Annotated in this window: 16 protein-coding genes, 1 tRNA gene and 1 pseudogene; 10 read left to right on the forward strand and 8 right to left on the reverse strand. The window is 73.9% G+C overall.

Annotated elements, in window-relative coordinates:
* Nucleotides 1-8: 8 nt before the first annotated feature.
* From paaE to paaA, 5 genes are read right to left on the reverse strand one after another with little or no spacing between them, the layout of a single operon-like run.
* Entirely contained in the window at nt 9-1,106 is a 1,098-nt protein-coding gene (paaE, locus tag RKE38_RS06805) for a 1,2-phenylacetyl-CoA epoxidase subunit PaaE (RefSeq protein WP_316006687.1), read from the reverse strand.
* Nucleotides 1,107-1,670, reverse strand: a complete 564-nt coding sequence (gene paaD, locus RKE38_RS06810) for a 1,2-phenylacetyl-CoA epoxidase subunit PaaD (RefSeq protein ID WP_316006688.1) — start codon at nt 1,668-1,670, stop codon at nt 1,107-1,109. It abuts the gene before it with no gap.
* Nucleotides 1,667-2,617 carry a 1,2-phenylacetyl-CoA epoxidase subunit PaaC gene (gene paaC, locus RKE38_RS06815; RefSeq protein WP_316006689.1) on the reverse strand — a complete coding sequence of 317 codons (951 nt, stop codon included), beginning with the start codon at nt 2,615-2,617 and terminating at the stop codon, nt 1,667-1,669. The genes paaD and paaC overlap by 4 nt, the downstream gene beginning before the upstream one ends.
* Before the next feature lie 7 nt (nt 2,618-2,624).
* Nucleotides 2,625-2,966 carry a 1,2-phenylacetyl-CoA epoxidase subunit PaaB gene (gene paaB / locus RKE38_RS06820; RefSeq protein ID WP_316006690.1) on the reverse strand — a complete coding sequence of 114 codons (342 nt, stop codon included), beginning with the start codon at nt 2,964-2,966 and terminating at the stop codon, nt 2,625-2,627.
* On the reverse strand, nt 2,963-3,952 hold the full coding sequence (gene paaA / locus RKE38_RS06825; RefSeq protein ID WP_316006691.1) for a 1,2-phenylacetyl-CoA epoxidase subunit PaaA: 990 nt from the start codon (nt 3,950-3,952) through the stop codon (nt 2,963-2,965). Before paaA ends, paaB begins: the two co-directional genes overlap by 4 nt.
* A gap of 146 nt (nt 3,953-4,098) precedes the next feature.
* Here paaA and paaZ point away from each other — a divergent pair, with 146 nt between their 5' ends.
* Entirely contained in the window at nt 4,099-6,135 is a 2,037-nt protein-coding gene (gene paaZ / locus RKE38_RS06830) for a phenylacetic acid degradation bifunctional protein PaaZ (RefSeq protein ID WP_316006692.1), read from the forward strand.
* A gap of 139 nt (nt 6,136-6,274) precedes the next feature.
* On the opposite strand, the gene RKE38_RS06835 is transcribed toward paaZ, so the two are convergent.
* Nucleotides 6,275-6,952 (reverse strand): TetR/AcrR family transcriptional regulator, encoded by a 678-nt coding sequence (locus tag RKE38_RS06835; RefSeq protein ID WP_316006693.1) that lies wholly within the window; start codon nt 6,950-6,952, stop codon nt 6,275-6,277.
* A gap of 51 nt (nt 6,953-7,003) precedes the next feature.
* On the opposite strand from RKE38_RS06835, the gene RKE38_RS06840 reads away from it, so the two are divergent.
* The 6 genes and pseudogenes from RKE38_RS06840 to RKE38_RS06865 all read left to right on the forward strand — a co-directional run bounded on the left by RKE38_RS06840 (nt 7,004) and on the right by RKE38_RS06865 (nt 11,440).
* The gene (locus tag RKE38_RS06840) at nt 7,004-7,930 is read left to right on the forward strand and encodes a diiron oxygenase (RefSeq protein WP_316006694.1); all 927 of its coding nucleotides are present in this window, start codon (nt 7,004-7,006) and stop codon (nt 7,928-7,930) included.
* A gap of 142 nt (nt 7,931-8,072) precedes the next feature.
* A tRNA-Phe gene (locus tag RKE38_RS06845) sits at nt 8,073-8,149 on the forward strand.
* A gap of 261 nt (nt 8,150-8,410) precedes the next feature.
* On the forward strand, nt 8,411-9,034 hold the full coding sequence (locus RKE38_RS06850) for a hypothetical protein (RefSeq protein WP_316006695.1): 624 nt from the start codon (nt 8,411-8,413) through the stop codon (nt 9,032-9,034).
* 28 nt (nt 9,035-9,062) lie between these two features.
* Nucleotides 9,063-10,658: a hypothetical protein gene (locus RKE38_RS06855; protein WP_316006696.1), complete on the forward strand. Its 1,596-nt coding sequence runs from the start codon at nt 9,063-9,065 to the stop codon at nt 10,656-10,658.
* Between the two features lie 58 nt (nt 10,659-10,716).
* Nucleotides 10,717-10,896: pseudogene (locus RKE38_RS06860) on the forward strand (SAM-dependent methyltransferase); the annotation flags it as partial.
* 67 nt (nt 10,897-10,963) lie between these two features.
* Nucleotides 10,964-11,440 (forward strand): hypothetical protein, encoded by a 477-nt coding sequence (locus RKE38_RS06865; protein ID WP_316006697.1) that lies wholly within the window; start codon nt 10,964-10,966, stop codon nt 11,438-11,440.
* A gap of 33 nt (nt 11,441-11,473) precedes the next feature.
* On the opposite strand, the gene RKE38_RS06870 is transcribed toward RKE38_RS06865, so the two are convergent.
* The gene (locus tag RKE38_RS06870) at nt 11,474-12,379 is read right to left on the reverse strand and encodes a LysR family transcriptional regulator (RefSeq protein ID WP_316006698.1); all 906 of its coding nucleotides are present in this window, start codon (nt 12,377-12,379) and stop codon (nt 11,474-11,476) included.
* 93 nt (nt 12,380-12,472) lie between these two features.
* Between RKE38_RS06870 and RKE38_RS06875 the strand changes: the two genes are divergently transcribed.
* From RKE38_RS06875 to RKE38_RS06885, 3 genes are all read left to right on the forward strand, one after another.
* Nucleotides 12,473-13,534, forward strand: coding sequence for a YeiH family protein (locus RKE38_RS06875; protein ID WP_316006699.1), 1,062 nt, complete (start codon nt 12,473-12,475; stop codon nt 13,532-13,534).
* 172 nt (nt 13,535-13,706) lie between these two features.
* On the forward strand, nt 13,707-15,920 hold the full coding sequence (locus tag RKE38_RS06880) for a glycosyltransferase family 4 protein (protein WP_316006700.1): 2,214 nt from the start codon (nt 13,707-13,709) through the stop codon (nt 15,918-15,920).
* Nucleotides 15,917-17,242 (forward strand): glycosyltransferase, encoded by a 1,326-nt coding sequence (locus tag RKE38_RS06885; protein WP_316006701.1) that lies wholly within the window; start codon nt 15,917-15,919, stop codon nt 17,240-17,242. Before RKE38_RS06880 ends, RKE38_RS06885 begins: the two co-directional genes overlap by 4 nt.
* Before the next feature lie 27 nt (nt 17,243-17,269).
* Here RKE38_RS06885 and RKE38_RS06890 read toward each other — a convergent pair whose 3' ends face one another.
* Nucleotides 17,270-17,749, reverse strand: coding sequence for a hypothetical protein (locus RKE38_RS06890; RefSeq protein WP_316006702.1), 480 nt, complete (start codon nt 17,747-17,749; stop codon nt 17,270-17,272).
* Nucleotide 17,750 lies beyond the last annotated feature (1 nt).

A 17,750-nucleotide genomic window follows, 5' to 3' on the forward strand; every position in this document is an offset into this window, starting at 1 on the left:
AGGGTCGGTCACGCGTCGAAGTCGACGGTGACGCGCTCGCTGACGGGGTAGGACTGGCAGGTCAGGACGAAGCCTTCGTCGACCTCGCCGTCCTCGAGGGCGTAGTTGCGGCGCATGTCGACCTCGCCCTCGCGGACCAGGGCGCGGCAGGTGCCGCAGACGCCGCCCTTGCAGGCGAACGGCAGGTCGGTGCGGGTGCGCTGGGCACCGTCGAGGATGCTCGTCGAGCGCGAGATCGGGGCGGTGCTGGTGAGCCCGTCGAGGACGACGGTGACCTCGCTCGTCTCCCCGGCGAGCTCCTCGTCGGGCCGGTGCAGCTCCGGCGGCGGCGCGTCGACGTAGAAGAGCTCGAAGTGAACGCGCTTCGGCTCGACCCCCAGGTCGGCCAGCGCCTCGCGTGCACCCTCGATCATGGCGTGCGGACCGCAGAGCCAGACGTGGTCGATCGAGTCGATCGGCACGAACGCCCCGGTGAGGGCGCGGATGCGGTCGGCGTCGAGGCGGCCGGAGAAGAGCGGGACGTCGCGCGGCTCACGGGACAGGACGTGGACGAGCTGGAACCTCGAGCCGTAGCGGTTCTTCAGGTCGGCGAGCTCCTCGGCGAACATCACCGAGCCGGTGGTGCGGTTGCCGTAGAACAGCGTCAGCTCGGCGTCGGGGTGGGCGAGCACGCTGGCGGCGATCGACAGCATGGGCGTGATGCCGGACCCGGCGGCGATGCACAGGTGCCGCTCGCCGACGCTCGGGTCGGCGCGGAACGAGCCCGACGGCGTCTGCACCTCGAGCACGTCCCCGGCCCTGACCTCGCGGACCAGCCAGCGGCTGAACAGCCCGTCGGGGATCTCACGGACCCCGATGCGCGGGCGCTCCCCCGCGGCGGCGCAGATGGAGTACTGCCGCCGCTCCTCCACCCCGTCGACGGTGCGCCGGATGGTGAGGGACTGGCCCGGCGCGAAGTCGTACTCGGCGGCGAGCTCCTCGGGAACGTCGAACGTGACGGCCGCAGAGTCGTCCGTGAGGCGCTCGACCGAGTGCACGGTGAGCTCGTGGAACCGCGGCCCGCGCCGGCGGCCGGCGGGGACGAGGAGGGAACCCGTGGCGGTCACTCAGATCTCCTTGACGTGCTCGAACGGCTCGAGGCAGGACGTGCAGCGGTAGAGCGCCTTGCACGACGTCGGCCCGAACTCGGAGGTGAGGGCGGTGTCGGCCGACCCGCACCGGGGGCAGGTCACGGCACGCCGGGTGGGCGCGAGGGTGAGCGGCACGGGTCCGCTGCCGACGCGACGGCCGACCGGGTGCGGGGCGGAGATCCCCGCCTCGGCGAGGGCGGCGCGACCCCGCTCGCTGATCCAGTCGCTCGACCAGGCCGGGGACAGGGCCACCGCCACCCGCGCCTCGAGGCCCGCCTCGGCGAGCGCACGCACGAGGTCGTCGCGCATCGTGGCCATCGCCGGGCAGCCGGAGTACGTCGGGGTGATCGAGACGACCACCGTGCCGTCGGCGTCGACCTCGACCCCGCGCAGGACCCCCAGGTCCTCGAGCGTCAGCATCGGCAGCTCGGGGTCGGTGACGGTGCGCGCCACGGCATACGCCCGCTCCTGCAGCCCAGCGGCCCCTCGCCGTGCCGGGGGCTCATGCAGCCCGTCGACGCGGGTGGACACGGCGGTCACCACTGCCCCATGGGGTGCGCGCGAGCGACGGACTGCATCTCGGCGAGGAGCCGGCTCAGCGCCTCGGTGTGCATGCCGTCGCGCCCGGTGCGGCCGGCCACCGCGGCGAGGCGCCCCGGGGCGGGCTGCTCGACGCCGCTCATCGCGAAGACCTGCGCCAGGACGACGCCGACCTCGTCCGCCACCGTGGACGGGTCCACCCCGACGCCCTGCTCGGCTGCGGCCCGCTCCGCGTCGTGGGTGTCGAAGAGCTCGGCGAACAGCGGCCAGACCGAGGTCAGGGCGGCGTCGAGCCGGCGGCGGGACTCCTCGGTCCCCTGCGCCAGGGTGAGGAACCACCGGCCGGCGAAGTCGCGGTGGTACGTCAGCTCCTTGACGCCCTTGGCTGCGACCGCGGCGAGCACGTGGTCGCGGCTGTCGGCGAGCCGCTCGAACACCGCGATCCGCGCGCAGGAGAACAGCAGCAGCTTGACGATCGTCACGGCGAAGTCGCCGTTGTCGAGCTCGACGAGCCGGACGTTGCGGAACTGCTGGTCGCCACGGAAGAACGCGAGCGCGTCCTCGGGCGGGACGGGCGAGCCCTCGGGCAGCGCCGGCACGAGCGAGGGGTCGGCCGCCGCAGCCCGGGCGAGCAGCAGCCGGGCCTGGCCGAGCAGGTCCAGCGCGATGTTGGCGAGGGCGATGTCCTCCTCGAGGTCGGGCGCGCGGCTGCACCACTCCGACAGCCGGTGCGAGGCGACGAGCGCGTCGTCGGCCAGCATGAGCGAGTACGCGCCGAGGACGGCGGGGTCGACACCCTCGGGGATGGTCGTGTCGACGCCGGCGAGCGGGTCCTCGAAGTCGGTGCCGAAGGCCCAGTGGGCGGCGTCGCCGGCCGGTTCGTGCTCGAGCAGCCCGTCGTAGACGGAGCCGTCGGCGGCGTTCGGGTCGGGGGTGGGGTGGCTCATCGGTCGCTCACATGTGGGGGACGTCGTCGGGGATCGTGTAGAAGGTCGGGTGCCGGTAGACCTTGTCGCCGCTGGGGGCGAACAGCGGGTCCTTCTCGTCCGGGCTCGACGCCGCGATGTCGACAGACTTCACGACCCAGATGCTCACGCCCTCGTTGCGCCGGGTGTAGACGTCGCGGGCGTGCATCAGCGCCATCTGGTCGTCGGCGGCGTGCAGCGACCCGACATGGACGTGGTTGAGCCCCCGCTTGCCGCGCACGAACACCTCGTACAGCGGCCACTCCGCGCGGACGCCCGAGCCGCCGTGCGCCGTCGTGCCGGCCTGCGCCGTCGTTCCCTGCTCGCTCATGCCGCACCCTTCTCGTCGTTCGCGGCGGCAGCCTGCTTCGCGGCATACGCGGTCGCGGCCTCACGCACCCACGCGCCGTCCTCGTGGGCCTTGCGGCGGTGGGCGATCCGCTGGGCGTTGCACGGCCCGTTGCCCTTGACCACCTGCATGAACTCGCTCCAGTCGGGCTGGGTGAAGTCGTGCGCGCCGCGCTCGGCGTTCCAGCGCAGGTCGGGGTCCGGCAGGGTGACGCCGAGCGCCTTCGCCTGCGGCACCGTCATGTCGACGAAGCGCTGGCGCAGGTCGTCGTTGGTGTTGCGCTTGATCCCCCACGCCATCGACTGCTGCGTGTTGGGCGACTCGGCGTCCGGCGGCCCGAACATCATCAGTGCCGGCCACCAGAACCGGTCGACCGACTCCTGCACCATCGCCCGCTGCTCGTCGGTGCCGCGCATCATCGTCATGAGCAGCTCGTAGCCCTGCCGCTGGTGGAAGGACTCCTCCTTGCAGATGCGGATCATCGCCCGGCCGTACGGCCCGAACGAGGTGCGGCACAGCGGCACCTGGTTGCAGATCGCGGCGCCGTCGACGAGCCAGCCGATCGTGCCGACGTCGGCGTACGACAGGGTCGGGTAGTTGAAGATCGAGGAGTACTTCTGCCGGCCGTCGATGAGCATCTCGGTGAGCTCCTGGCGCGAGACGCCGAGCGTCTCGCACGCGGAGTAGAGGTACAGCCCGTGGCCGGCCTCGTCCTGCACCTTGGCGAGCAGGATCGCCTTGCGCCGCAGGGAGGGCGCGCGGGTCAGCCAGTTGCCCTCCGGCTGCATGCCGATGATCTCCGAGTGGGCGTGCTGCGCGACCTGCCGGACCAGCGTCCTGCGGTAGCCCTCGGGCATCCAGTCCCGTGGCTCGATGCGGTCGCCTCGTGCGATGGTGGCGTCGAAGCCCGCTTCGTATGCCGCGTCGTCGCCCGCGTCGCCGCGGGTGCGTTCCGGAGCCGTCGTCATCGCGTCCTCCCGAGGGTGGTGGGAACCAGCATCCCGCGCCACCGAGAAGGAGCACAGACCGGTGGCACGGGAAGGGCCGCGCGGGCATTTACTGACCGAGCGGTCTGTAATAGTGTGGCACGCACCGAGGGAGAGGACAACACCCCATGTCGATGCTCGAGAGCTATGCCGCGGGCCGGTGGTTCCGCGCCACCGACGAGGGCGCCCCGCTGCGGGATGCCACGACCGGCGAGGAGGTCGCCCGGATCTCGTCCACCGGCCTCGACGTCGGCGCGATGGTGGAGCACGCGCGCAGCGTCGGCGGTCCCGCGCTGCGTGACCTGACGTTCCACGAGCGCTCGGCCCTCATCAAGGAGCTCGCCAAGCACCTCACCGCACACAAGGACGAGTTCTACGAGCTCTCCACCCGCACGGGCGCGACGAGACGCGACTCGGCAGTCGACATCGACGGCGGCTTCGGCACGCTCTTCTCCGTGGCGAGCAAGGGCACCCGCGAGATGCCGGCCGACACGGTCTACCTCGACGGGGGCCTCGAGCAGCTCGGCCGTGCGGGCCAGTTCGTCGGCCAGCACGTCTACACGACGCGGCCGGGCGTCGCCGTGCAGATCAACGCCTTCAACTTCCCGGTCTGGGGCATGCTCGAGAAGCTCGCGCCCGCCTTCATCGCCGGGGTGCCGAGCATCGTCAAGCCGGCCAGCCAGACGGCATACCTCACCGAGCTCGTGGTCCGGCGGATCATCGAGTCCGGGATCCTCCCCGAGGGCACCCTGCAGCTGCTCAGCGGCAGCGCGTCCGGCCTGCTCGACGCGCTCACCGTGCAGGACTCGGTCGCGTTCACCGGGTCGGCGCACACGGCCGGCATCCTGCGCAGCCACCAGAACGTGCTGCACGGCGGCGTCCAGCTCGGCGTCGAGGCCGACTCGCTCAACTGCTCGGTCCTCGGCCCGGACGTGACGGCCGACGACCCCGAGTTCGACCTGTTCGTCAAGGGCGTCGTCACCGAGATGACGGTCAAGGCCGGCCAGAAGTGCACCGCCATCCGGCGCACCATCGTCCCGGCGGCCATCGCCGACGAGGTCGTCGAGGCCATCGGCGCCCGGCTGTCCTCAACCACTGTCGGCAACCCGGCGAACCCGGACGTGCGCATGGGCGCGCTCGCCTCGGTGGACCAGCGCGACGAGGTCCGCAAGGCCATCGCGTCGCTCCAGGCCTCGAGCGACATCGTGTGGGGCAACCCCGACTCCGCCGAGCTCGTCGACGCGGACTTCGCGGTGGGCGCCTTCCTCGCTCCGGTGCTGCTGCGGGCCCGGGAGGGTGCGGTCGAGCCGCACGACGTCGAGCCGTTCGGTCCGGTGAGCACCGTCATCTCCTACGAGACCGTCGACGAGGCGATCGCGCTCGCGGCCCGCGGCAAGGGCTCGCTGGTGGGTTCGCTCGTCACGCACGACCCCTCCGTCGCCCGCGACGTGACCCTCGGCCTCGCGCCTTGGCACGGCCGGATCCTCGTGCTCGACCGCGCGGCCGCGCCGGAGTCCACCGGCCACGGCTCCCCGCTGCCGATGCTCGTCCACGGCGGTCCCGGCCGGGCGGGTGGCGGCGAGGAGCTCGGTGGCGTGCGCGGCATCCTGCACCACATGCAGCGCACCGCCCTGCAGGGCTCCCCCGACATGCTCACCGCCATCACCGGGCGCTGGACCAAGGGGGCGCAGCGTCGCGTCGAGGAGGTCCACCCGTTCCGGAAGTCGTTGGCAGAGCTGCGCATCGGCGACACGGTGCAGTCGGCGTCGCGCCGGGTGACGCTCGAGGACATCGAGCACTTCGCCGAGTTCACGGGCGACACGTTCTACGCCCACACCGACGAGGCGGCAGCTCAGAAGAACGAGCTCTTCGGCGGGATCGTCGCGCACGGCTACCTCGTGGTGTCGCTGGCGGCTGGACTGTTCGTCCAGCCGGACCCGGGCCCCGTCCTGGCCAACTTCGGCGTCGACAACCTGCGGTTCCTCACCCCCGTCAAGGTCGACGACGAGATCTCTGTGCTGCTCACCGTCAAGCAGCTCTCGCCGCGGCGCTCGGCCGACTACGGCGAGGTCCGCTGGGACGCCGTCGTGAGCAACGCCGACGGCGAGCCGGTCGCGACCTATGACGTGCTCACGCTGGTGGCCAAGGAGCAGCCGCAGTACTGACGAGCCAGGGGTGCCGCCGACCGGCGAGGCGCAGGGATCGCGCGTTGACGCCCAGTGGCTCCTCGGCCCCAGGGCCACCCTTGGTGATCGAGAAACGAACCTGGGTTTCGGAGTTCCGAAACCCAGGTTCGTTTCTCGATCACACCACCCTGGGGGCCAGCCCCTCCCACGCGAGCGAGGTGAGCAGCTCCACGAGCCGCTCCTCGGGAATGGTGGGCCGGTCGAGCCAGCGGTGGGTCGCGAGCTGCACGAGGCCCACCACGGCATACGCCACGTGCTCGTCGTCGTCCGCGGGCTCGCCGCGACGGGTGGCGAGCAGGGCGACGAGGGCCTGCGCGACCGCTGACTCCACGCCGCCCACGAAGTCACCGCCGTCGCCGAGTCCGTTGTGCGCGAAGGCGAACCGGTAGAGGTCGCGGTCCTCGCGCACGGTGGCGACATACGCGCGGACTGCCGAGGCGACGACGGCGCGGTCGTCGGCGGACTCGGCCTCGAACGCCTCGGCGAGCCGCGGGAGGAAGACGTCCTCGGCGGCGGACTCGAGGACGGCGCGGAACAGGTCGTCCTTGTCCTTGAAGTGGCGGTAGACCACCGGCTTGCTCACCCCCGCCACCGCGCAGACGTCGTCGAGGCCGATGCGTGGCCCGTGCTGGCGGATCGCCGCGATGGCCGCCTGGACGAACTCGCGGCGCCGCTCCTCGCGGTGGGTCCGCCAGCGCTCCGAGCGGCCGTCCGGGCGTGCGACCTCCGCGGGGGCCGAGCGCCCGCGCTCCGTGACGTCCGGTCGGGCGTCCCCCTTGACGGCGTCGCTCTTCATGTGAACCATAGTAGGCGTTACTCGGATTCACACATATCCTGAGGAGCCTCCATGACCCCCACGACGACCACCGCGCCGGCGCTCGAGCGCGTGCGCCCCCGGCACGACCGCGACACCACCGCCCGCCGCTTGCTCGCCTCTGCGGCGAAGACCTCCTACGACCCGCAGAAGGACATCGACTGGTCCGAGCCGCTCGAGCCGGGCCTGTTCGGCATGTCGGCGCAGTGGTCGACGCTCTACGGCACCGCGCTGTGGGACGACCTCACCCCCGAGCAGCGGGTCCGCCTGACCGAGCTGGAGTTCTGCTCGATCTCGGGGGTGGGCATCTGGTTCGAGATGATCCTGATGCAGATGATCCTGCGCGACGTCTACGACCAGGACCCGGCCACGCCGCACGTGCAGTTCGCGCTCACCGAGATCGGCGACGAGTGCCGCCACTCCGTCATGTTCGCGCGCACCGCGGAGAAGTTCGGCGCGCGGTCGTACCAGCCCACCGGACTGGACCACCAGCTCGGCCGGCTCTTCAAGACCCTCGCCACGGGGCCGTCGCTCTACGCCTCGATCCTCGTCGCCGAGGAGGTTCTCGACATCTTCCAGCGCGAGGTGATCGACGACGAGCAGGTGCAGCCGCTCACCCGTGCCGTCAGCCGGATCCACGTCGTGGAGGAGGCGCGCCACATGCGGTTCGCCCGCGACGAGATCGCGCGCCGTGCCGAGACGATGGGCCGCGCCGAGCGGGCGCGGCAGCGGCTCGTCCTCGGCGTCGTGGCCAACGTGATCATCCACAACCTCGTCCAGCCCGACGTGTATGCCGAGGTGGGCCTCGACCCCGACGTCGCCGTGCGCGTCGCGAGGGCCAACGAGCACCACACCGCCAAGCTGCGGGGCGCGGCCGAGAACCTGACCTCCTTCCTCACCGACTGCGGCCTCGTCGGGGGCACCTCGGCCCGGCTCTGGCGCCGCGCCCGGCTCGTCTGAGCCGCGGCCGGCCGCGCTTCCGAGCGCGAGCCCGCACCACCTCCGGGCGCGGACTCGCGGTGTCGGAGGGGGTCGGCGGATGGGCTATGATCGTCCGGTCGCGGCGGGCCACCCCGTCGCGATGGTGCGCCCGGCGCACCACGGCCAGGTAGCTCAGTTGGTACGAGCGTCCGACTGAAAATCGGAAGGTCGGCGGTTCGACCCCGCCCCTGGCCACCACCGAACCCGCAGGCCAGAGCACTGGCCCGCGGGTTTCGTGTTTGCCTGACAGGCCCTTGCGATGTCGATTGCCGCGGCCTGCGCGCCTCGTCGCCTGGCCGACTGACATTTGTCACGCGTGCGTCGAATCGCGTCCGAGGCCTGCTGCCGCGCCCCTACCGTGGTCCACGTCGGGGGCCGGCCGGAGCAGGTCCACAGAGGCTGTCGGCGGTGGGGCGCACGTCCCGGGGCTCGCCGACCACGGTGTCTTGGGGGGCCAGGATGATGACGGACGACCGGCCGCCGGCCGATGGCCGGCAGAGGTGGAAGTCGTACGGGTACGGCCCGCAGGTCAGGCGGCAGTTCCTCCTCACCTACGCCGTCTTCGGTTCGTTCCTGCTCGTGCTCGTGTTGGAGGCCGTGAGCGCCCTCGAGCAGCACCCGTGGGTGGGCGCGGTGGCAGCGGCTCTCGCGGCGTGGCTGTCCTTCTACCTCGGCAGGGCTGTCTACCGACACCTGTGGCTCATGACGCACCGCGAGGTCGTCCCCGTGACGCCACCCGCCCCCGACCCCACGAAGCGGGCCTGGGTGTGGTCCGCGGTGCGACAGGGACGGGTGCTGGAGCCCGAGGAGAGGGAAGTGGCGGCCGCGACGGCACGCAAGGTGCTGTGGAAGCCGTGGCAGATGGTGCTGAACGTCGTCGCACCGGCGTACTTCGCAGTGCGGATCCTCGTCCACCTCAACAACAGCCGGCTGACCGTCACGAGCGTCACGTGGTCCCTCATCGGCCTGGCGTTGGTGTGCGGCAGCCTGCTCGCGTGGGTCATGCAGGCCCGGCTGCGTCGGTGGATGGCGGCCAATTCGCTGTTGCCGGGACAGGCGGCCCCGCTGCAGCCCCCTCGGTGACGACAGGCTCCGGGATTACTGTCTGCGCATGACAGCGGCTCCAGCGGTGCCGTCCTCCCCCTCCGGGCCGAGGGCGCCCCGAACCGTCGCCCGGCTGTCCCGGCGACACCTGCTCCTGGTGGTCCTCGCGGTCGGCGTGCTCGCGGTCGCCGTCCGGGTCGGGACGATCCTCCGGGGCGGCGGGCCGCACGCCCTCTCGGTGTTCTACGACGACGGGGTCTACTACGCGGCGGCGAGCGCGGTGGCGTTCGGCCGGATGCCGTACCGGGACTTCGTGCTGCTGCACCCCCCGGGCATCGTGTGGGCGCTGCTGCCGTTCGCGTGGCTGGGACGGGTGACGACCGACACGGACGGCATGGCCGCCGCGCGGCTCGCCTGGGCGGTCCTCGGAGGTCTCAACGCTGCCCTGGTCGTGGTGGTCACGCGCAGGTTCGGCCTGGTCGCCGCGCTCGTCGGTGGCGTCTTCTATGCGTTGTGGCCCACCGCGATCCGCGTCGAGTCGGGGCCGTTGCTCGAGCCGGTGGGGACCTTGGCGCTGCTCGCCGCCCTGGCGCTCCTCTCCGCCCGGGGTGTCGCGGACCGCCGCGGTGTGCAGGTGGCCGCCGGCGCCGCGCTGGGCCTCGCCCTCGTCGTGAAGATCTGGTGGGCCGTACCGGTGGTCATCGTCCTCGGGTACGTCGCGCTGCGGTGGCGGGGCCGGGTGCTCCTGCGGGTGGTCCTCGGGGCTGCGGCGTCGGCATCCGTCGTGTGCCTGCCGTTCTTCCTCAACGCGCCGGGGACCATGTGGCGGATGGTCGTGCTCGACCAGCTGGGCCGCGGCCGGGTCTCGGACACCACGCTGGAGCGCCTGAGCCAGATCGGCGGGGCGGAGACGTTCAAGCTCCTGGGACGCAGTGCCACCCAGGTGGCCGGGGTGGGCTGGCTCGTGCTCGTGGTCCTCACGATCGCATGCGCCCTGGCCGCCTGGGGGTCGGTGGAGGGTCGGCTCTTCGCGGTCCTCACCGTGTCGGTCGTGGCCGTGCTCCTGACCGCCCCGTCGTTCTTCGGCTTCTACGCCGCGTTCGCGGCACCGGTGTTCGCCCTCGTGGTTCCCGCCGCCATCCACGGCGCGGCGGGTCTGGTCCCCGGCCCCGCGACATACGGGCGCCCGCGCAGGCGGCCCGTCGTGGCGGTGGCCGTCATTGCCGGCCTGTCCCTGGTGGTGGGCGCGGTCGAGGGCAGCACGTATGCCGCGGGCAAGCCGTTCCCGGAGCGCCGGCTCCAGCCGGTGGTGGCCGGCACTCGCTGCGTCACCTCGGACTCACCGTGGGGGCTCATCGAGCTCGACGCCCTCTCGAAGGACTTCCGGGACGGTTGCCGGGTCGAGATCGGCGTCAGCGGTGTCACGCACGACACGCTGCACCTCACCCGGGCCAACGGCAGCGAGGTCGCGCGGTCTGGCAACGCCGCCTGGCGGCAGTACCTGCTGACCTACCTGCGAAGTGGTGGCGCGACCATCATCATGCGCGCACCGAGCGGCGACGGGATCACCGGCAGGGAGCGCACGGTCATCGAATCCTGGCCCGTCCGCGGCCGGGCAGGCGGGTACGCAGTCCGCGACCCCGCCGCCGCACCGGCCGGGTAGGTCGCGCACGTGGGTCGCGGACGCCCGCCGCGGCAGCCCCCGGGCCTACGCTCCAACGGTGCCCGACCCCCTGTTCGCTGAGCCGCGCCTCGCACGTCTCTACGACGCGGTCGACGGCGAGCGGGACGACCTGGCGCACTACCTGGCGCTGGCCCACGAGCTGCGTGCGCGGCACGTCCTGGACCTCGGCTGCGGCACGGGAAGCTTCGCCGTCCTGGCGGCCAGGGAGGGTTTCACCGTGACGGGCGTCGACCCGGCGCAGGCCTCGCTCGACGTGGCCCGGACCAAGCCGGGGGGTCGAGCTGGTGACGTGGCACCTGGGCGAAGCCCACACCATCCCTCCGCTCACCGTCGACCTCGCCGTCATGACGGGCAACGTCGCCCAGGTCTTCCTCACCGACGACGACTGGGTCCGGGCACTCGAGGCGGTCCACGCGCAGCTCACGGCAGACGCGTGGCTCGTCTACGAGACGCGACGGGTCGAGGACCGGGCGTGGGAGCGGTGGGGTCGCGACGCCGACGAGAGGACGGTGACTATCGCGGGGACCGGTCCCGTCCGGCACCGCACCGAGGTCCTCGACGTCGACCTGCCGTTCGTGACGTTCGAGCACCACTTCGCATTCCCCGACGGCACCAGCCTCAGCTCGCGCTCGACGATCAGGTTCCGCCCCGACGACGAGAACCGGCAGTGGCTGGCCAGCACCGGGTACGACGTCGCGGACGTCCGGGACGCACCCGACCGCCCCGGACGGGAACGGGTCTACCTCGCCCGACGTCGCTGACCACCGCGCGGCGCGCCCGGTGCGTCCCTGACGTCAGCCGTCGCGACGGGCCACGACGACGAAGTCCGCTGCGTGGCCGACCGGTCGCCGACCACCGGCCCAGACCGCACGCAGCCTGCGCCGCATCGGCAGGTCCGGCACCGGGACGACCGCCAGGTCATCCGCGGCCACGGCGTCGAGCACCGCCAGTCGGCTGAGCACGGCCGGTGCCGTTCCCGCCATCGCGGCGACGCGGACGGCGGTGTTGCTCGAGAGCGCCTGCGCCGGCTCGGCGAGCGTGAGACCGCGGGCACGGCAGGCCTCCACCAGGGTCTGCAGCGTCCCCGAGCCTTCCTCCCGCACCACGAGCGCAGTGCGCGAGAGCTCCTCCGCCGTCACGGGATGGGTCCGGCGGCGGGTCCACGGGTGACCGGGGGCGACGACGACCACCAGCTCGTCGGTCGCCACCGTCGCCGAGCTCAGGGCGCGCGGGGCGCCCGCCGTCTCGACGAACCCGAGGTCGCGGCTGCCGTCGCGCACCGCCTCGACCACCCCCGCCGAGTTCATGACGGCGAGGTTGACGTCGACGTCGCCGTGCTCGCGCCTGAAGGCGGCCAGCCACCGAGGCACGAGGTGCTCGGCGGTCGTCATGCTCGCCGCGAGCGCCAGGTGCGAGCTGCGCTCCGCACGCAGGGCGTCGGTCGCCAACCGCAGCCGGTCGGCCGCGGCGAGGACGTCCCTCGCCCAGTCGACGTAGAGGGACCCCTCCGGAGTCATCGCCGAGCCGCGGCTCGACCGCTTCACCAGGGCCAGGCCCAGCCGCCGCTCCAGCCGCGCGATGCTGGTGCTGGCGCTCGGCTGCGAGACGCCCAGCCTGGCAGCAGCGGCGCCGATGCTGCCGACCTCCGCCACGGCGACCAGCAGCTCGAGCACCTCGAGGTCGGGCCAGCGAGCACTCACCCCACACCCCCGGTCCCAGCCATAGCCATGGCTATGAGTGTATGCCGGAATGCCCGGTACCAGCCGACGACCGCGTCCGTGAGGGTTGGCACCGTGGACGCGACTGCCGACCCCGACCGACCCCCGAACCTCCTCGCCGACCGTGAGGCGGACGCGGAGGAGGACCGACCCCCGGGCCGGCGGCCCTCGCTCCCGTGGCCCGGACTTGCCCTCGCCCTCGGCGTCGCCGTGGTCGCCGTCCTGCTGCAGCGCGTGGTCCCCGGCCTGAGCCCGTTGCTCGTCGCGGTCCTCGCCGGGGCCGTGCTGTCGAACACCCGAGCCCTCCCGGCGTCGCTCGGCCCCGGGCTGCAGGTCGCCTCGCGCCGGCTGCTGCGGGTCGGCATCGTCCTGCTCGGGCTCCAGCTCTCGCTCGGCGACATCGTCGCCCTCGGGGGCGGCACGATCGCCGTGGTGGTGGGCGTCGTCGTGCTCGGCATCCTCGGCACCCTGGCCGTCGGCCGGTGGCTGCAGGTGCCGCCCGCCCTGAGGCTGCTCATCGCCACCGGCTTCTCCATCTGCGGGGCCGCGGCGGTCGCCGCCATGGAGGACACGGCCGACGCCGACGAGGAGGAGGTCGCGACCGCGATCGGCATGGTGGTGCTCTTCGGGACCCTGATGATCGCCGTGGTGCCGGCGGTGACCGGACTGTGGGGCCTCCCCTCGCAGGCGGCCGGCTTGGTCGCCGGGGCGTCCATCCACGAGGTGGCACAGGTGGTCGCCGCCGCGGGCGTCATCGGCAGCGGCGCGCTCAAGGTGGCCGTCGTGACCAAGCTGGGCCGGGTGCTGATGCTGGCACCGGTGATCCTCGTCGCCGGCGCGCTCCGTCGCCGGGGCGCTGCCCGCGACACCACCTCGCGGCCGCCGCTCCTGCCGCTCTTCGTCGTGGGCTTCCTCGCCGCCGTCGTCCTGCGCAGCACCGTGCACCTCGGCCCGGCCCTGCTGACCGCGGCCTCCACCGTGCAGACCCTGCTGCTCGCGGCCGCGATGTTCGCCCTCGGCTGCGGCGTCCGGTTCGACAAGGTCCGGGGCATGGGCGCACGACCCCTGGTGCTCGGCACCATCTCTACGGCGTGGGTCCTCGAGATCGCGTGCGCGGGGGTCGCCCTCACCCGCTGACCGCACGACCGGCACCCGCCCACTCCAGCCACCCCACTGCAGCCAGCCCACGGCATACGGACCCCTGCGGACGGCACCACGAGGGCACCGGAAAGGGACGCGCGGGCCGCGCGACGCAGCCGGGTCTCTCTCCCGCGGGCGGATCCGGCCGCGCCGACTTACCGTTCCAGACATGGACCTCGGGGCGTCGATCGCCGCAGTCGCGTCCGCGCCCACCCTCCTCGAGGGCATGCGAGCCGCGGACGGGCTCGCGCGCGCCGCCGCGGCGGCCGGCGGCGACGCGGTGCCGACCCTGCGCTCGACGGTCCGGACCGCTGACCCCCTCACGGCCATCGCGGCGGTGCACGCGCTCGGCGCCTGCGCGGACGCGACCGCCGGCGAGGCCCTCGCCGACCTCCTCGGGGACGAGCGCCCGTTCGTCGCCGAGCACGCCCTCGACGCCCTGCGGCTCGCACCCGTGGTCGGGCGCGCGCTGCCCGCGCTGGTGGGCAGGTGCGCCGCCGGCGGCTTCCCCGGGATGCTCGCCCAGCGCACCCTCGAGCACTGGGCGGTGCAGGACCCCGACCGGGTGCGGGCGGCCCTGGCCACGGGGATCGCGTCCGCGGCCGGGATCGAGGAGCAGGCGCGGCTGGTCGAGACCGTCGGGCTCGTGCCCGGGGCGGCCTCGTCCCGGCTGCTCACCAGCCTCGCCTCGGGCGAGGTCGAACAGCCCGTCGCGGTGCGCCGGGCCGCCCTGGCGGCCCTGGGCGAGGGGCCGGCCGACGACCCAGGCGCCGAGGAGCTCCTGCTGTCGTACTCCCGGTGCGTCGGACCGCTGGCCGAGACGGCCCGGCTCGCCCTGCACGACCTCTTTCCCGGGCCCGACGCGCTGGTCCCGGACGGACCGGCGGTCGCCCAGCTGTTCCTCCACGCGGACGTCGACGGGCAGCTCCACCAGTCCGGCCGTGGCGACACCGGCGGCATCGCCACGCTGCTCGTCCAGCTCGGTGACGCCCTCGTCCGCCAGCGCCCCCACGGTGCACGGGTCCTCACGATCTCCCGCACCCGTGCGGACCTGGCGCACTACCCGCTCGGCCGCGGTCAGGCCGCGCTCGGCGCCCCGGGTGCGGCCACCGGGCACCGCGACCTCGGGCTGCGCGACCCCGGCCACCACTACGCCGGCGTCCCGCTCGTGGGGTCCCCGCAGGGCATCGCCCGGGCGTGGCCGGCCCGGGTCGCCGCGCGACGCGGCATACGTCGCATCCTGCGCGCCGCGGGCAGGGTGGACGCCATCCACCTGCGGATGGCCGACGTCGGCTCGATGGCGGCTGCGGAGGCTGCCCGCGAGCTGGGCGTGCCGTTCGTGCTGACCGCGGCACCGGACCCGCAGGCCCTCATCGAGGCGCGGGACACCGCGGGCACGCTGACCAGGGACGGCTTCGGCGAGGCGGACCTCGTCGAGCACCTGTGGTTCCGCGACCGGCTGCTGCGGGACCTCGCCGCCGATGCCGCCCACCTGGTGGTCCTGCCGCGGCTCGAGGTCGCCGGCGACCTGCAGCGCCTCCTCGGGATCGACCTGTCGAGCCGTGGCGTGCCCGTCTCGGTCGTGGGCGAGGGCATCGACCTCACCAGCGTCGACCGGGCCGTGCGCGAGGTCGGCGAACCGGCGCTGCGCACGCGCGGCACGGCCACCGCCCTCGCGCAGCTGGAGGACCTGCTCGAGACCCTGCCGCCTGCGCGCCGCGCTCTCCCGGTCGCGGTCTCGGTCGGCCGCCTGAGCCCCGTGAAGGGCATGGCCACCCTGGTCCGGGCCTGGGCCGACGACGCGACGCTGCGCAAGCGCTGCAACCTGCTGGTCGTCGGCGGGGACCTCGACGAGCCCAGCGACGACGAGGCCGCCGAGCTCGGCCGGATCGCCGACGTCGTCGACCTGGACCGCGCGGCATCGCTCGGGCTCCTGCTGGCCGGCCACCGCCCCAACGCCACCACGGCCGCCTGGCTGGCCGCGGTTCGCCGGGGCGACCCGGCATCCGGCCGACCGCCCGGCGCCTACGTCAGCGCCAGCCTCAAGGAGGAGTTCGGCATCGCGATCCTCGAGGCGATGGGGGTGGGCTTGGTCGTCGTCGCACCGGACGGCGGCGGTCCCGCGACCTACGTCGCGGACGGGCAGACCGGGTTCCTCGTCGACACCTCGTCCCCCGCCGCGCTCGTGCGGGGCGTCCACGCCGCCCTCGACCTCGCGGCCGTCGACGGCGCCGAGGACCGGGCCAGCCGGTCGCGCGCCATGGTGCGCAGCCGGTTCGGCATCGACGCGATGGCTGCGGCGCTGGCAGACGTCTACGACGACGTCGCGCGCCTCAGCGGCGCAGGCCGGGTGGCACCCGAGGCCGTGGAGGACGTCTCGTGACGCTGCTCGTGGTCAGCCCCGACTACGCCTCGCACCTCTACCCGCTCGCCACGCTCGCCACCGCCTGGCGCGACGCCGGTGAGCGGGTCGTCGTGGCCACGGGGCCCGCCACCGACGCCCACGTGCGCGGGTTCGGGTACGAGCGGGAGCACCTGCAGCTCGGCCGCGGCTCGAACCCCGGTGTCATCCGGGCCGAGGAGCAGCCGCCCGGCGAGGACGACGCGCTTCGAGGGTTCTTCGACGCCACCCGGCGGGGAGCGGTCGAGGCCCTGACGTTCCAGGCCTCGGCCCGGCGCGACGACCTGCTGTGGAACCCGGTCGGGGTCGGGCGCGCCGTGCAGGACGTCGTGGACCGGGTGCGCCCCGACACCGTCGTCGTCGACCACCTCGCCTTCGGCGCCCGGCTCGGGCTGACCGCCGCCGGCGTCGCGTACACGGACGTGGTGCTGGGGCACCCGTCCGCCCTGGTCGTCGGGGACGAGGTCTACGGCTGCCCCGAGGACTGGCCGGCCGCCTTCTCCCCCGACCCCGACGGCCTGGCCCGGCTCCGCCGGCTGTGCGAGCAGGTGCGCGACGAGTTCACGGCTCAGTGGAACGACGCCCTGGCCCAGCTCGACCCGGGGGCCGCCGCGAGCTCGGACGCGTTCGCGGAGACGGGCGACGTGCTGCTGCTCAACTACCCCGCGGAGCTGCACGACCCGCGACGCACCGCGCTACTGCCGCGGCACGAGTTCCTCGGGTCGTGCGTGCGGGACGAGTCGCGCGACGACGAGGTCGAGGCGTGGCTGGCCGGGGGCGCGGACGAGCCGGTCGTCTACGTCAGCCTGGGCAGCTTCCTCTCGGCCCGCAGTGACGTCCTCGCCCGCATCGTCGACGCCCTGCGCGGCCTCGACGCCCGGGTCGCCCTCGCCCACGGGTCGACCCCGCGGGCCGCCCTCGAACCGCTGCCCGGCCACTGGCTGGTCCGGGAGTCGCTCCCCCAGGTGACGCTCCTGCGGCACGCGGCGGTCGCGGTGACCCACGGCGGCAACAACAGCGTGACCGAGGCGCTCACCGCCGGGGTCCCCCTGCTCGTGCTGCCGCTGTCCACCGACCAGTTCTCCGGCGCTGCCGCGATCGAGCGGCACGGCCTGGGCGAGGTCCTGGACCCCAACGCCGCCGGACCCGAGGCTCTGCGCGCAGCCGTCGGCCGGCTGCTCGCGGGGGCGACCCGGGAGGACGCGGGTCGCGCACTGCTGGGTGAGCTGTCCACGTCGCTGCGCGAACGGCCGGGCCCGCTCCGCGCGTGGGAGGCGCTCGGCGAACGCCTGCCCGCGTCGTAGGCGCGCCCGGGCGGGGACGGGCGGGTCTCAGTCGGCCCGCGTCGCGGCCGCGCCGTCCACCCGCGCGGGGTCGGCGGGTGCCGGGCCTGCGTATGCCGGGTCGGCGCCTGCCGGTCCGGCGGGTGCCGGGTCGGCGGCCGCCGGTCCGGCGGGTGCCGGGTCGGCGACCTCTTCCGGTGCGAGCTCCGCCTGGTCGCCGCCGGCGGCGGAGGACCCGCCCCCCACTGTCGACAGCACGAGCGCGACCCCAGCGGTCGCGAACGCCCAGGCGCAGCCGAACCGGACCAGGGCGTCGTGCGGCGACAGCTCGCCCTTGGCGACGAGGTAGACCGCAGGGCCGGTGAGCAGCAGGGCCAGGACGACCGCGGCCCGGAAGCCCGACGGGGTGGACCCCGCCTGTGTCGCGCCGGGTGTCCTGACGGACCCCGCGGAGGCCGACGAGGCAGCGGCAGGGGCGGGCCGTCCGGCGGGGCGGGCGGGCGTGCCGGGCGCGGCAGTGGTCGTCACG

Origin of the sequence: Phycicoccus sp. M110.8, assembly GCF_032464895.1 — a bacterium.
In the GTDB taxonomy this organism is placed as follows: domain Bacteria; phylum Actinomycetota; class Actinomycetes; order Actinomycetales; family Dermatophilaceae; genus Pedococcus.